The sequence below is a fragment of the Actinomadura sp. WAC 06369 genome, assembly GCF_003947565.1.
Classification (GTDB): Bacteria; Actinomycetota; Actinomycetes; order Streptosporangiales; family Streptosporangiaceae; genus Spirillospora; species Spirillospora rifamycini.
Genome location: NZ_QHJN01000185.1, coordinates 1 through 14310 on the forward strand (window position 1 = coordinate 1; position 14310 = coordinate 14310).

Below are 14310 nucleotides of genomic sequence, written 5' to 3' on the forward strand. Positions count from 1 at the left end.
GCCGCCCCCCGTCGGCCCGCGCCGCCGCCGAGCACGCCGCGACCCGCCCGCCGGAGGCCACCGCGCCCGGCCCGGCCGCGGCGGTCCCGGCCGCCGGCACCGGGCAGCCCGGGGGCCGGGGGCGGGGGGCGCGGGCGGGCCGCGGCGGGGGGGCGGGCTCGACGCGGCCGCGCCGGGCGCGGGGGGCTCGGGCGGGGCGGGCGGGCCGGGCGCGGGGGGGGGGGCGGGCGGGCGGGTCGCGGCGTGCTCGGCGGCGGCGCGGGCCGACGGGGTGCGGCGGGGGCAGGCGCTGCGGGACGCGCAGCGGCGGTGCCCGGGGCTGGCCGTGCGGGACCGGGACGCCGACGCCGAGGGGCGGGCGTTCGAGGCGGTCGTCGCGGCCGTCGCGGAGCTGACGCCCAAGGTCGAGGTGGTGCGGCCGGGGATGCTGGCGGTGCCGGTCCGGGGCGCGGCGCGGTTCCACGGCGGCGAGGAGGCGCTGCGGGTGCTGCTGCAGGACGCCGTGGTCGAGGCCGGGTACGACTGCGGGGTCGGGATCGCCGACGGGCTGTTCGCCGCCGAGCTGGCGGCGCGGGCCGGGGACGGCGGGGTGGTGGTGCCGGAGGGCGGCGCGGCGGAGTTCCTGGCGCCGTACTCGCCGGTGGTGCTGGGCCGTCCCGAGCTGGCGGAGCTGCTGTGGCGGCTCGGTATCCGGACGCTCGGGGCGTTCGCGGCGCTGCCCGCGGGGCGGGTCGCGGCGCGGTTCGGGGCGGACGGGGCGCTGGCGCACCGGCTCGCGCGGGGCGAGGAGCCGCGGCCGCTCGCCGCCGTGGCCGGCGCCGCCGACCTGGCGGCGCACACGGTGTTCGACCCGCCCGCGGAACGGGCCGACCAGGTGGTGTTCACCGCGAAGCGGCTGGCGGACGAGCTGCACGCGGGGCTCGCGGCGGCGGGCGCGGCGTGCGTCCGGCTGGAGGTCGCGGTGGAGTTCGCGGACGGGCGGGAGTCGCGGCGGCTGTGGCGGCACGACGGGCTGCTGTCGGCGCTCGCGGTCGCCGACCGGGTGCGGTGGCAGCTCGCGGCGTGGCGGCCCGAGGAGGACGGCGCGGTGTGGGGCGGGGTGGTGCGGCTCGACCTCGCGCCCGACCAGCTCGTCCCCGACACCGGGCGGCAGGAGGCGCTGTGGGGCCGGGTGACCGACCCGGTGGCGCGGGCCGCGGACCGGGTGCAGGCGCTGCTCGGGCACCGGGCCGTCACCCGCCCGGTGCTGACCGGCGGGCGCGGGCCCGGCGAGCAGGTCGTGAAGGTGCCGGTCGGGGACCTGCCGCCGGACGACCGGGACGGCCCGTGGCCCGGGCGGCTCGGGGCGCCCGCGCCGGCGGTCGTCCCGGCCGCGCCGGTGCCCGTCCGGCTGGTGGACGCGGCCGGGGCGGACGTGGCGGTGTCGGCGCGCCGCACGGTGTCGGCGCCGCCCGCCGCGCTCGTCGTCGGGGGCGCCCCGGCGGCGGTCGTCGCGTGGGCGGGGCCGTGGCCCGCGGACGAGCGGTGGTGGGACCCCGAGCGGGCGCGGCGCCGGGCGCGCCTGCAGGTCGTGACCGAGGACGGCGCCGCGTACCTCGTCGCCGTCGAGGGCGGCCGCTGGCACGTCGAGGCCGCATATGACTAGGCCGCGGATGACCAGGCCGCGGATGACCGGAGGGCGCGGATGACCGGCTGGTACAACCCGCCGGTGCCGTGGCGGGAGCTGGAGGAGCGGCTGTCGTGGCGGCCGGCGGCGCCGCGGCCCGCCGAGCCCGCGCCGGCACCGGCCGTCCCGCGCCGGGCCGAGGGCGGGGTGCCGTGGGCGGAGCTGCACTGCCACTCGTCGTTCTCCTTCCTGGACGGCGCGAACGACCCGGCGGCGCTGGTCGCGGAGGCGGCGCGGCTGGGGGTCGAGGCCATGGCGGTCACCGACCACGACGGGATGTACGGGGCGGTGGCGTTCGCGCGGGCCGCGCGGGAGGCGGGGGTGGCGACGGTGTTCGGCGCCGAGCTGACCCTCGGGTCGCCGGGCCCGCGCGCGGGGGCCCCGGATCCGGCGGGGCGGCACCTGCTGGTGCTCGCGCGGAACCCCGACGGGTACGCGCGGCTGTGCTCGACGATCACCCGCGCGCAGCTCGCGGGCGGCCGCAAGGGGCGCCCGGTGTACGACGAGGACGCGCTCGCCGGGGCCCACGGGGGCGCGTGGGCGGTGCTGACCGGGTGCCGCAAGGGCCCGGTCCCGGCGGCGCTCGCGGCGGGCGGCCCGGCGGCGGCCGAGGCGGAGCTGCGGCGGCTCGCCGCGGTGTTCGGGCGGGAGAACGTGTTCGCCGAGCTGATCGACCACGGGATGCCGGACGACGACGAGCGCAACGACGTCCTCGCGGAGCTCGCGGCGCGCGTCGGGGTGGGCGTGGTGGCGTCCGGCAACGTGCACCACGCGGCGCCGGGCGCGGACGCGCGGCTCGCGCAGGCGCTCGCGGCCGTCCGGTCCCGGCGGAGCCTGGACGCCATGGAGGGGTGGCTCGCGGCGTCCGGCGCGGCGCACGTGCGGAGCGGGGCGGAGATGGCGGCGCGGCTGGCGCGGTTCCCGGGCGTCCGGGAGCGGACGGTCGAGCTGGCGCGGGCGTGCGCGTTCGACTTCGCGGTGGTGGCGCCCAGCCTGCCCGCGTGGCCGGTGCCGGAGGGGCACACGGAGGCGAGCTGGCTGCGGCGGCTCGCGACGGACGGGGCGCGGGAGCGGTACGGGCCGCCGGAGGCGGAGCGGGTGCCGGGCGCGCACGCGCAGATCGCGCGGGAGCTGGACGTCATCGAGGGGCTCGGGTTCCCCGGGTACTTCCTGATCGTCCACGACATCGTGGAGTTCTGCCGGAGCCGCGGCATCCTGTGCCAGGGGCGGGGCTCGGCGGCGAACTCGGCGGTCTGCTACGCGCTCGGGATCACCGGGGTGGACGCGGTCCGGCACGAGCTGCTGTTCGAGCGGTTCCTGTCGCCGGGGCGGGACGGGCCGCCGGACATCGACCTCGACATCGAGCACCGGCGCCGCGAGGAGGTCATCCAGTACGTCTACGGGAAGTACGGGCGGGAGTGCACGGCGCAGGTCGCGAACGTCATCAGCTACCGGCCGCGCATGGCGGTGCGGGACGCGGCGCGCGCGCTGGGGTTCTCCCCCGGGCAGCAGGACGCGTGGTCGAAGAGCGTCGATCCGCGCGACCCGGTCGGGACGGAGAACCGCATCCCGGCGCCCGTCCGGGAGCTCGCGGGGCGGATGCTGTCGCTCCCCCGGCACCTGGGCGTCCACTCGGGCGGCATGGTGATCGCGGACCGTCCGGTCGGGGAGGTGTGCCCGATCGAGTGGGCGACGATGCCGGGCCGCAGCGTCCTGCAGTGGGACAAGGACGACTGCGCCGCCGCGGGCCTCGTGAAGTTCGACCTGCTGGGGCTCGGCATGCTGTCGGCGCTGCACGACGCGTTCGACCTCGTCGCCGCGCACCACGGCCGCCGGTACGACCTGCAGTCCCTTCCCGCCGAGGACCCGGCCGTGTACGACATGCTGTGCGACGCCGACTCGGTCGGGGTGTTCCAGGTGGAGTCGCGGGCGCAGATGGCGACGCTGCCCCGCCTGCGCCCCCGCCGGTTCTACGACCTGGTCGTCGAGGTGGCGCTGATCCGCCCGGGGCCGATCCAGGGCGGGTCCGTCCACCCGTACCTGCGCCGCCGCAAGGGCGAGGAGCCGGCGACGTGCCCGCACCCGCTGATGGAGAAGGCCCTCGCGCGCACACTGGGCGTCCCGCTGTTCCAGGAGCAGATGATGCAGCTCGCGGTGGACTGCGCGGGGTTCACCCCGCAGGAGTCCGACGAGCTGCGGCAGGCGATGGGCGCGAAGCGCGCGCCGGAGCGGGTCGAGCGGCTGCGGCGGCGCCTCCTGGACGGCATGGCCGCGCGCGGCGTCCCGCCGGACGTCGCCGAGGACGTCTACGAGAAGATCCTCGGTTTCACCGGCTACGGGTTCCCCGAGTCGCACGCGCAGAGCTTCGCGCACCTGGTGTACGCGAGCGCCTACCTCAAGCGCCGCTACCCGGCGGCGTTCACGGCGGCGCTGCTGCGCAACCAGCCGATGGGGTTCTACTCCTCGAACAGCCTCCTGGCGGACGTCCGGCGGCACGGCGTCGAGGTGCGGGGCGTGGACGTCAACATCAGCGGCGTCCACCCGACGCTGGAGGAGCCCGTGGAGGTCCGGTCGGCGCACCCGCACGCGCCGGACGAGCCGCAGCCCGCGATCCGGCTCGGCCTGGACGGCGTCCGCAACCTCGGCACGGAGGCGGCGGAGGCGATCGCGGCGGGCCGCCCCTACGCGGGCATGGAGGACCTGGCGCGGCGCGTCCCGCTGTCGCCGGGGGCGCTCGAGGCGCTCGCGACGGCCGGGGCGTTCGGCTGCTTCGGGCTGTCGCGGCGGGAGGCGCTGTGGGCGGCGGGCGCCCTGGCCGGCGCGGGCCCCGGGCAGCTCGCGGGGGTCGCGCCCGGCACCGACGCGCCCGCGCTGCCCGCGATGACCCCTGTCGAGGAGACCCTCGCGGACCTGTGGGCCACCGGCGTGTCCGGCACGCACCCGGTCGCGCACGTCCGGGAGGCCCTGGACGAGCTGGGCGCGCTGCCGGCCGGACGGCTCGCCGACGTCCGCGCCGAGACGAACGTGCTGGTCGCGGGGCTCGTCACGCACCGGCAGCGGCCGCCGACCGCCGGCGGCATCGTGTTCCTCAGCCTGGAGGACGAGACCGGCATCGCGAACGTGATCTGCCCGCCGCCGGTGTTCGAGCGGCACCGCGGCCTCGCGGTCGACGCGCAGGCGCTGCTGGTGAGCGGCCGGCTGGAGCGCGCCGACGGCGTGACGAACGTCCGCGCGCACCGGCTGCGGCGGCTGCCCGTCGCGGGCCGCGTCCGCACCCGCGACTTCCGCTGACCCGCCCGCGGAAAGGCCGTGCCGAAGGGCGCGATACGGCGTCGGCCGGGTCCGGCCTCACGACTTCCGCTTGAATATCGGTCATGCCAGGGTGGAGCGCGGAACCGGCCGCTCTGTGCCAAAGTCATCACGTTGCGTGCAGGCGGAGAAAGGTCGGATGCGGATGGCGAGTCAGGGTCCTCGGCCTCCGGCGCCCGATCCCGCCGATCCCGAACGGGTCGGCCCGTACCGGATCGAGTCGCGGATCGGGCGGGGCGGGATGGGGGCGGTCTACCTCGGGCGCGCACCGGACGGGCGGCCCGTCGCGGTCAAGGTCGTCCGCCCGGACCTCGCCGACGACCCGCGCTTCCTCGCGCGGTTCCGCGGCGAGGCCGCCAACGCCGCCCGCGTCGCCTCGTTCTGCACCGCGCAGGTCCTCGACCACGGCGCCGGGGACGGCGTCGCCTACCTGGTCACCGAGTACATCGAGGGCCCGACGCTGCGCGAGCGGATCGCCTCGGACGGGCCGCTGAGCCCCGCGATGCTGCACGGCGTCGCGATCGGCGTCGCCGCCGCGCTCGTCGCGATCCACCGCGCCGGGCTCGTCCACCGCGACCTCAAGCCCGGCAACGTCCTGCTGTCGATCACCGGGCCGCGCGTCATCGACTTCGGCATCGCCCGCGCCCTCGACGAGACCGACCACCACACCGGCACGGGGCAGCTCATCGGGACGCCCGGGTGGATCGCCCCCGAGCAGATCACCGGACGGGAGGTCACCCCCGCGGCGGACGTGTTCGCGTGGGGCTGCCTCGTCGCGTACGCGGCCACCGGCGGCAACCCGTTCGGGCGCGGATCGTTCGAGCTGCTGTCCGCGCGCGTGCTGCACGCCGAGCCGACGCTCGGGAACCTGCCGGACCCGCTCGGCGGGCTCGTCCGCGCCGCGCTGAGCAAGGAGCCCGCGCACCGGCCCGCCGCCCGCGACCTGCTGCTGGCGCTCGCCGGGGGCGACACCGACGCGGACGCCGCCACCGCGCTCGACGCGCGCCCGGCGCTCCGGGACGCCCGTCCGGACGTGCCCGCGGACGCGGAGGCGGCGCCGGAGCCGCCGAACACCGCGCTACCGAACACCGCGCTACCGAACACCGGGCTGCCCAACACCGTGCCGCCGACCACCCCGCCGACCCTGCCGTCCGCCGGGGCCGCGGCGACCGGAACGACCGGGACGACCGGGACGACCGGGGGGCACCGGCTGCCCGAGCTGCCGCCGCTCGTCCCGCCCGCGTTCGTCCCGCCGCCCGCGGCGCCGCCCGCACCGCCCGAGCCGCCGCGGCGGCGCGGGCGGAAGCTCGCGGTGGCGGCGGCGGTCGCGCTCGTCGCGGCGGTGTCGGCGGTCGGGGTGCTGGAGTGGCGGTCGTCGCTGCCGCCGGACGACCCGCTGCTCGTCGCGGTCGGGCTGGACGAGGGCTGCGCCGACGCGATCGGCCTGCACGTCCCCGGGGCGGACGGCCCGAAGCGGCTCGTGTCCGAGGTGTGGTGCGTCCAGAACCCGCAGTGGTCGCCCGACCGCGCCCGCATCGCCTTCACCCGGTCGGACTCCGCGGGGCACTCGGCGTGGACGATGAACCGCGACGGCACCGGCCTCCGGAAGGTCGTCGACATGGCGGGTCCCGCCACGTCGTGGACCCCGGACGGCGCCGGGCTGACCTACGTCGGCGAGCGGGACGGCCGCGAGGGCGTCTTCACCGCCGCCGCGGCGACCGGGAAGATCGAGCAGGTCGCGACGGTGCGGAAGGGCGACGCGCGGTTCCACGACCCGGCGTGGTCGTCCACGGGGCTGCTGGCGTTCTCCTACCGCGAGGACGACGGCCCCCCGCGCCTCCACATCGTCGACCCGGCCGCGCCGGAGGAGTGGCGCGCGGTGACGCCCGACGGGGTGGACGCCCGCGCGCCGTCCTGGTCGCCGGACGGCTCGACGATCGCCTACACCGCCCTGGAGCCCGGGATGCGGGACGGCGGCCCGGAGAACCGCGACATCTGGCTCATCAGCGCGAAGGGGTCGCCGAACCGCCGCGAGCTGGACGTGCCGGGGAGCGCCGTCCACCCCACGTGGTCGCCCGACGGCAGGTGGATCTGCTACGTCCACGACGGGGAGGACGTCCGGGCGGCGCGGACGAACGGCGACGACGACCGCTCGCTGGCCCCCGAGGGCGACTCCGGGACGATCACCATGCCCGACTGGTCGTGACGCCCGTCAGGCGGTGAGGGCGTCGAGGCGCTCCAGGATGACGCCCTCGCGGAGCGCCCACGGGCACACCTCGAGCTCGGTGAGGCCGAACAGGTCCATGGCGGCGTCGGCGACGACGGCGCCCGCGGCGAGCTGCGGGGCGCGCCGCTCGGACACGCCGGGCAGTTCGGCGCGCTCGGCCGCGGGCATCTTCGCGAGCCGCTCGGCCCACTCGGTGACGTCGGCGCCGCCGAGCACCCGCCGCTGGAACGGTCCCTCGGACGTCGGCGCGGCGCCGCCGATGCGGGCGAGCTGCTTGAACGTCTTGGACGTCGCGACGGCGTGGTCGGGCGGCCCGTAGCGGGCGACGTCGCCGACGTGCCGGGCGATCTCCGCGCGGACGTGCCGGCGCAGCTTGCGCACCTCGTCGGGGGGCGGCGGGTCGCCGGTGAACCAGTCGCGGGTGAGGCGGCCCGCGCCGAGCGGCAGCGAGAACGCGGCGTCGGGCTCCTCGTCGATCCCGACGGCGATCTCCAGGGAGCCGCCGCCGATGTCGACGACCAGCAGCCGCCCCGAGGACCAGCCGAACCACCGGCGGACGGCGAGGAACGTCAGCCGCGCCTCGTCCTCGCCGGACAGCGACTCGATGCCGACCGCCTTCTCCTCCCGGATGCGGGCCAGCACCTCCTCGCCGTTCGCGGCGTCGCGGACGGCCGAGGTGGCGAACGCGACGAGGTCCTCGACGCCCTTGTCCTCGGCGATCTGCAGCGCCTCGTCGACGAACTCGCGCAGCAGCTTCTCGCCCTCTTTGGAGAGCCGGTCGCCCTCCTCCAGATGTGCGGCGAGCCGCAGTTCCGCCTTGTGGGAGTATGCGGGAAGCGGGCGCGCCCCCCGGTGGGCGTCCACCACCAGCAGGTGGACGGTGTTCGAGCCCACGTCCAGCACGCCGAGTCTCATGCCCCCGAAAATATCGGACACCGTCCGGCACGAACCGGCGGAGGGCGGACAAAGCGCGTACGAAAAGGGATGGAAGTCCCTAGCCGATAGGCTGGCGACCATGGCGGAACGGGAATGGCGGGTGCCCGTGGCGCAGGCGGCGGCGAAGTGGGCCGCGGCCGTCGCCGTCGCCGCCCTGGCCGCCGTGTCGGCCGACGACCGCCAGTTCCTGCTGCTCGCCGCCGCGGCGGCGGTCGGGCTGGCCGCCCTCGCGCTGCGCGACGTCCTCGCCCCCGTGCGGGTCGCGGCCGACACCGCGGGCGTCACCGTGGTGGCGGGCTACGCGGGGCGGCGGCGGATCCCGTGGGGCGAGGTCGCGGCCGTCCGGGTGGACGAGCGGCGGCGGCTGCTGCTCGGCACCCGGCTGCTGGAGATCGAGACGGCCGACGACCTGCACCTGTTCAGCCGGTTCGACCTGGGCGCCGAGGTCGACGACGTCGCCGCCGCCCTCGGCGCGCTGCGTCAGGGCAGCTCGTCCGGGGTCGGGTAGGACGGCTGCGCGCCCGGCCGCCGGACCGCTGCGGCGCCCGCCCGCGCGGCGTACGCGGCGGCCTCCCGCAGGCCGTCGCCGCGCGCCAGCCGGAGGCACAGCGCGGCGGTGAACGCGTCGCCCGCGCCGGTGGTGTCCACGGCCTCGACCCGCGGGGACGGGACGGCCGCCGTGCCGGACGCGTCGGCGACCAGCACGCCGTCGGCGCCGAGGGTGACGACGACCGAGCGGGGCCCGCGCTCCAGCAGGGCCCGCGCCATCGCGGCGGGCTCCCCGGGCTCCCCGCCGCCGAGCAGGTACGCCGCCTCGTGCTCGTTGACGACGAGCGGGTCGCACAGGGCGAGCAGGTCGGTCGGGACGGGCGCGGGCGGCGACAGGTTCAGCACGACCCGGCCGCCCGCCTCCGCGGCGGTGCGGGCGGCGGCCTGCACCGCCGGGAGCGGCACCTCGAGCTGGAACGACACGACGGCCGCGCCCGCGATCATGTCGCGGGCGGCGGCGACGTCGGCCGGGGAGACCCGGGCGTTGGCCCCGGGCGACACGATGATGCTGTTGTCGCCGTCCGGGCCGATGGTGATCAGCGCGACGCCGTTCGGGCCGGGCGTCGTGGTGAGGTGGGCGAGGTCGACGCCGTCGGCGGCGAGCGCGTCCCGCAGCAGGCGGCCGTGGCCGTCGTCGCCGACCCGGCCGACGATCCCGGTGCGGGCGCCGAGCCGCGCGGCGGCGACCGCCTGGTTGGCGCCCTTGCCGCCCGGATGGACGGCCAGGTCGGAGCCCAGCACGGTCTCCCCCGGCGCGGGCCGCCGGTCCACGGTGACCACGAGGTCGGCGTTGACCGAGCCGACGACGACGACTTCCCACATCACGGTGCTCCTCCGGGCTCAGTCGGTGACGAACTGCTGCGCGTTCTCACGGGTGGCGATCTTGACGGGCACCGGCGCGTCGGCCGGGACGTCCTCGCCGCCCGCCGCCTTCAGCGCGCTCTCCACGGCCATCTTCCCGAGCAGCCGCGGCTGCTGCGCGACGGTCGCGTTCATGCTGCCGTTCCGCACCGCCTCGATGCCCTCCGGGGTGCCGTCGAACGCGACGACCTTGACGTCGCCGCCCGCCCGGTCGCCGAGCGCCTTGATCGCGCCGAGCGCCATCTCGTCGTTCTCGGCGAACACGCCCGTGATGTCCGGGTGGGACTGGAGCAGGTTCGTCATGACGTTCAGGCCCTTGGTGCGGTCGAAGTCCGCGGGCTGCTTGGCGACGACCTCGATGCCGGGGTGCTCCGCGATGCCCTCGGCGAAGCCCTGCCCGCGCTCGCGGGACGCCGACGTGCCCGGCTGCCCCTGCAGGATCACGATGCGGCCCTCGCCGCCGAGCTGCCGCGCCGTCTCCTCGGCCGCGAGCCTGCCGCCCGCGACGTTGTCGGACGCGACGAGCTGCGCGACGTCGGCGCCGTTGACCGTCCGGTCCGCGGCGATCACCGGGATGCCGGCCCGGTTCGCGGCCTGTGCCGCGGGCGCGGCGGCGTCGGAGTCGACCGGGTTGACGATGATCGCCTCCATGCCCTGGCTCGCGTAGTTCTGCACCTGGTTGACCTGCTGCGACGCGTCGTTCTGCGCGTCCGAGACGGTCAGGTCGACACCGAGCCGCTTCGCCTCGGCCTGCGCGCCGTCGCGGAACTGCACGAAGAACGGGTTGTTGAGGGTGGAGACCGAAAGCCCGATCTTGGTGCCGCCCCCGGCGGCTCCGCCGCCGTTGCCGCCGGTCAGGGCGAGGCCGGCGGAGAGCGCGACGATCACCGCGACGGCCGCGCCGCCGCCCGCCCAGAACGTCCGGGGGCCGAACTTCACGCCCCGGCGCCGGACGGTGTCCAGCAGCACGGCGAGCGCGATGACGACGCCGATGACGACCTGCTGCCAGAACGCCGACACCGACAGGAGGTTCAGGCCGTTGCGCAGCACCGCCAGGATGAGCGCGCCGACCAGGGTGCCGAACGCGCGGCCCTTGCCGCCCGACAGGCTCGCGCCGCCGATGACGACCGCCGCGATCGCGTCCAGCTCGTAGCCTTCGGCGGCCTGCGGCTGCGCGGACGCCAGCCGCGACGCGAGGACGATGCCCGCGACGGCCGCGAACGCGCCCGACAGGGCGTAGGTGACGAGCTTCTGCCGGTCGACGCGGATGCCGGACAGCCGCGCGGCCTCCTCGTTGCCGCCGATCGCGTACATCGCGCGGCCGCTGTAGGTGCGGGCGAGGATCAGCGCGGTCAGCAGCCCCATCACGATCATGACGAGGACGGGTACGGGCAGGTACTCGCCGATCGTGTCGCCGAGGCGGGTGACCGCGCCGGGGAACGCGATCGGGCTGCCGTCGGAGATGACCAGGGCGAGGCCCCGGGCGATGCCGAGCATCGCGAGCGTCGCGATGAACGGCGGCAGCTTGCCGTAGGTGATCAGCACCCCGTTGACGAGCCCGGCCGCGAGCCCCGCCGCGACCGCGAGCACGAGCGCGACCGGCCACGGCATGCCCTGCCCGGTGGCCGTCCAGGCCAGGACCACCGCCGACAGCGCGGCGACCGAGCCGACCGACAGGTCGATCCCGGCGGTGACGATCACGAACGTGGCGCCGAACGCCAGGATCGCGACGACCGCGGCCTGGACGCCCACGTTCAGCAGGTTCGTCACCGTGAGGAAGTCGTCGGAGGCGACGGCGAGGGCCAGCACCAGGATCACCAGGCCGGCCAGCGCGCCGTTCTCGCCCAGCAGCCGCGCGGCGGTGCGCAGCGCGCCGCCGTCCCGCTCTCCCTCCGGCCGCTTGCGCAAGGTTTCAGTGGACATCGCTACTCCCAGACAAGTTCATTCCGCCACGTCGCCCTGGCCCGATACGGCCAGTGCCATGACCGCGTCCTGCGTCGCCTCGCCCGCCGGCAGCTCGCCGGCGATCCCGCCCCGCGCCATCACGAGGATCCGGTCGCTCATCCCCAGCACCTCGGGGAGGTCGCTGGAGATCATCAGCACCGCGTGCCCGGAGGCGGTGAGGTCGTTGACCAGCCGGTAGATCTCGACCTTCGCGCCGACGTCGATGCCGCGCGTCGGCTCGTCCAGGATCAGGACCTTCGCGTCAGCCAGCAGCCACTTGCCGATCACGACCTTCTGCTGGTTGCCGCCCGACAGGGTGCGGACCTCCTGGGCGAGCCCGCTCATCCGCACGTTGAGCCGCCCCGCGATCTCGCCCGCGCCGCGCCGCTGCCCGGCGCGGTCGACGACGCCGCCGCGGCTGGCGCGGCCCAGCGTGACCAGGCCGAGGTTCTCCTGCACGTCGGCGCCGAGGACGAGCCCCTGCCCCTTGCGGTCCTCGGGGACGAGCCCGAGCCCCGCCCTCATCGCGGCCTGCACGTCGCCGGGCGGCAGCGCGCGGCCGTCCACCCGGACCTCGCCGGCGTCCGGGCGGTCCGCGCCGAAGACCGCGCGGGCGACCTCGGTGCGGCCCGCGCCGACCAGCCCGGCGAGCCCGACGACCTCGCCCGCGCGGACCTCGAACGAGACGTCCCGGAAGACGCCCGCGCGGGTCAGGCCGCGGACCTCGAGCAGGGCCGGGCCCGGCTCGGTGCGCTCGCGCGGGTACTGCGCGTCGATCGGGCGGCCGACCATCAGCCGGACGAGCTCGTCCTCGGGGGTGTCGGCGGGCACCTCGGCGACCGAGCGGCCGTCCCGCAGGACGGTCACGCGGTCGCCGATCCGGGGGATCTCCTCCAGGTGGTGCGTGATGAAGATGACCGCCACGCCCTCGTCGCGGAGCCGGGCGACGATCTCGAACAGCCGGTCGACCTCGCCGGTGGTGAGGACGGCCGTCGGCTCGTCCATGATCAGCACTCGGGCGTCCTGGCCCAGCGCCTTCGCGATCTCCACCATCTGGCTGCGGGCGATACCGAGCCCCGCCATCCGGTCGGTCGGCTCCGCGGCGACGCCCACGCGCGCCAGCAGGTCGCGGGCGGCGGCGTTCATCGCGCGCCGGTCGACGAGCCCGAAGCGGCGCGGCGGCCGGCCGAGGAAGAGGTTCTCGGCGACCGACAGCTCGGGGACGAGGTTGAACTCCTGGTAGATGGTCGCGATGCCGAGGTCCTCGGCGTCCTGCGCGGAGCGGATCCGCACCGGCCGGCCGTCCACCTCGATCGCGCCCTCGTCGGGCCGGTGCGCGCCGGACAGCGTCTTGATCAGCGTGCTCTTCCCGGCGCCGTTCTCGCCGAGCAGCACGTGGACCTCGCCGGGGCGCAGCGCGAAGTCCACGCCGTCCAGCGCCACCACGCCGGGGAACGTCTTGCGCAGGCCCCGGACGCGCAGGATCTCACCGTCGTCTGCACTGCTCATCGCGGGCGCCTCCCTTCGGTCTCGTCGGATCCCTGTTCGTGCTCTGCGGCCGGTGCGCCGGGCCCGGCGGGCTCTCCGCAGGAGCGGCGCACCACCAGCCGCGCGTCCAGCACCACCGGCTCCACCGGGCGGCCGTCGATGCGGTCCAGCAGCGCCCGGACCGCGCGGCGGCCGAGGTCCTGCACCGGCTGGCCGATCGCGGTGAGCGGCGGGTCGAGATGGGTGAACCAGGGGACGTCGTCGTAGGACGCCAGCGCGACGTCCCCCGGGATCGCGAGGCCCCGCGCGCGGATCTCGTCCAGCGCGCCGAGGGCCATGAGGTTGTCCCCCGCGAAGATCGCCTCGGGGGGTTCGGGCAGGTCGAGCAGCCGCGCGGCGCCGGCCCGCCCGCTGGCCGCCTGGAAGTCGCCGGCCTGCACGTAGTCGGGGCGGACGGGGAGCCCGCACGCGCGCAGCGCGGCGGTGAACGCCTCCGTGCGCTCCCGGCCGGTCGACAGCAGCGCCGGCCCGGACACGAACGCGATCCGGTGGTGGCCGAGCGCCGCCAGGTGCGCGACCAGCTCGCCGATGGCGGCCGTCCCGTCCGCCCGCACGGTGGGGACGTCCAGGCCCGGGAGCGTCCGGTCGAGGAACACCAGCGGCCCGCCGTCGCGGACGACGTCGCGCACCAGCGGGGTGACCTCGGCCGTCGGGCACAGCAGCAGGCCGTCCACCCGCTGCTCGAGGAGGGTGCGGACGTAGTGGTCCTGGCGTTCGGCCCGCTCGTCGGCGTTGCCGATGACCACCGAGTACCCGGCGGCGCGCGCCTCGTCCTCGACCGCGCGGGCCAGTTCGGTGAAGAACGGGTTGAGGATGTCGCCGATGACCAGGCCGATCGTCCGGGTCGTGTCGGTGCGCAGCGAGCGGGCGACGGCGTTGGGCCGGTAGCCCAGCTCCTCGACGGCCGCCAGCACCCGCGCGCGCGTCTCCGCCGTCACCCGGGCGCTGTCGTTGAGCACCCGGGAGACCGTCGCGACCGACACGCCCGCACGGCGTGCGACGTCCTTGACGCCGGCCATCCCGCCTCCTCGCGCGTTCGACGTGTAATCGTTTTCACGATGGTTCTTGTAAACGTTTACACGACCGGCCGCGTTTCCCGCAAACCGCACGGCCCTCCGGCGGGTCACCGGAGGTGCAGCTCCGCGAGATCGACGACGGCCGCGAGTTCCTCGACCGTCCGGTAATAGCCCCGCCCCACGAGCGCCCCGCCCTTGGTCACCAGCAGGGCGCCGTCCCCCCGGACGCCCATGAACTCCGCCCACACCCGGTG

General features: G+C 76.8%; 9 protein-coding genes. 4 read left to right on the plus strand and 5 right to left on the minus strand.

Annotation, left to right across the window (positions count from 1 at the left end; genetic code table 11):
* The 3 genes from DMH08_RS33500 to DMH08_RS33510 form a co-directional block, all read left to right on the plus strand.
* Positions 1 to 1645, plus strand: a 1645-nt coding sequence (locus tag DMH08_RS33500; RefSeq protein ID WP_233617958.1) for a DNA polymerase Y family protein, incomplete at its 5' end; no start/stop codon positions are given.
* A 39-nt stretch (positions 1646 to 1684) separates the two neighbouring features.
* A complete protein-coding gene (locus tag DMH08_RS33505) occupies positions 1685 to 4957 on the plus strand; it encodes an error-prone DNA polymerase (protein WP_125620053.1) in 3273 nt (1090 codons plus the stop codon).
* A gap of 163 nt (positions 4958 to 5120) precedes the next feature.
* Positions 5121 to 7181, plus strand: a complete 2061-nt coding sequence (locus DMH08_RS33510) for a protein kinase domain-containing protein (protein ID WP_125620054.1) — start codon at positions 5121 to 5123, stop codon at positions 7179 to 7181.
* Between the two features lie 6 nt (positions 7182 to 7187).
* Here DMH08_RS33510 and DMH08_RS33515 read toward each other — a convergent pair whose 3' ends face one another.
* Positions 7188 to 8117 (minus strand): Ppx/GppA phosphatase family protein, encoded by a 930-nt coding sequence (locus tag DMH08_RS33515; RefSeq protein ID WP_026404625.1) that lies wholly within the window; start codon positions 8115 to 8117, stop codon positions 7188 to 7190.
* Between the two features lie 100 nt (positions 8118 to 8217).
* On the opposite strand from DMH08_RS33515, the gene DMH08_RS33520 reads away from it, so the two are divergent.
* Positions 8218 to 8646, plus strand: a complete 429-nt coding sequence (locus DMH08_RS33520) for a PH domain-containing protein (RefSeq protein ID WP_026404626.1) — start codon at positions 8218 to 8220, stop codon at positions 8644 to 8646.
* Here the strand turns inward: DMH08_RS33520 and DMH08_RS33525 are convergent.
* Genes DMH08_RS33525 through DMH08_RS33540 form a run of 4 tightly spaced genes read right to left on the minus strand, consistent with a single transcriptional unit; the run spans position 8619 to position 14059 of the window.
* Positions 8619 to 9509: a ribokinase gene (locus DMH08_RS33525; protein WP_026404627.1), complete on the minus strand. Its 891-nt coding sequence runs from the start codon at positions 9507 to 9509 to the stop codon at positions 8619 to 8621. The two genes, DMH08_RS33520 and DMH08_RS33525, sit on opposite strands and share 28 nt — an antisense overlap.
* 18 nt (positions 9510 to 9527) lie before the next feature.
* The gene (locus tag DMH08_RS33530; RefSeq protein WP_026404628.1) at positions 9528 to 11471 is read right to left on the minus strand and encodes an ABC transporter permease/substrate-binding protein; all 1944 of its coding nucleotides are present in this window, start codon (positions 11469 to 11471) and stop codon (positions 9528 to 9530) included.
* 18 nt (positions 11472 to 11489) lie between these two features.
* Positions 11490 to 13001 carry a sugar ABC transporter ATP-binding protein gene (locus DMH08_RS33535; RefSeq protein WP_026404629.1) on the minus strand — a complete coding sequence of 504 codons (1512 nt, stop codon included), beginning with the start codon at positions 12999 to 13001 and terminating at the stop codon, positions 11490 to 11492.
* Positions 12998 to 14059, minus strand: coding sequence for a LacI family DNA-binding transcriptional regulator (locus DMH08_RS33540; RefSeq protein ID WP_125620056.1), 1062 nt, complete (start codon positions 14057 to 14059; stop codon positions 12998 to 13000). Before DMH08_RS33540 ends, DMH08_RS33535 begins: the two co-directional genes overlap by 4 nt.
* Positions 14060 to 14310: the final 251 nt, after the last annotated feature.

What these genes read in the sequence shown, in the direction of transcription:
- DMH08_RS33505 (WP_125620053.1), top strand. Translation starts at nt 1,685, where the DNA reads ATGACCGGCTGGTACAACCCGCCGGTGCCGTGGCGGGAGCTGGAGGAG.
- DMH08_RS33510 (WP_125620054.1), top strand. Translation starts at nt 5,121, where the DNA reads ATGGCGAGTCAGGGTCCTCGGCCTCCGGCGCCCGATCCCGCCGATCCC.
- DMH08_RS33515 (WP_026404625.1), bottom strand. Translation starts at nt 8,117, where the DNA reads ATGAGACTCGGCGTGCTGGACGTGGGCTCGAACACCGTCCACCTGCTG.
- DMH08_RS33520 (WP_026404626.1), top strand. Translation starts at nt 8,218, where the DNA reads ATGGCGGAACGGGAATGGCGGGTGCCCGTGGCGCAGGCGGCGGCGAAG.
- DMH08_RS33525 (WP_026404627.1), bottom strand. Translation starts at nt 9,509, where the DNA reads ATGTGGGAAGTCGTCGTCGTCGGCTCGGTCAACGCCGACCTCGTGGTC.
- DMH08_RS33530 (WP_026404628.1), bottom strand. Translation starts at nt 11,471, where the DNA reads ATGTCCACTGAAACCTTGCGCAAGCGGCCGGAGGGAGAGCGGGACGGC.
- DMH08_RS33535 (WP_026404629.1), bottom strand. Translation starts at nt 13,001, where the DNA reads ATGAGCAGTGCAGACGACGGTGAGATCCTGCGCGTCCGGGGCCTGCGC.
- DMH08_RS33540 (WP_125620056.1), bottom strand. Translation starts at nt 14,059, where the DNA reads ATGGCCGGCGTCAAGGACGTCGCACGCCGTGCGGGCGTGTCGGTCGCG.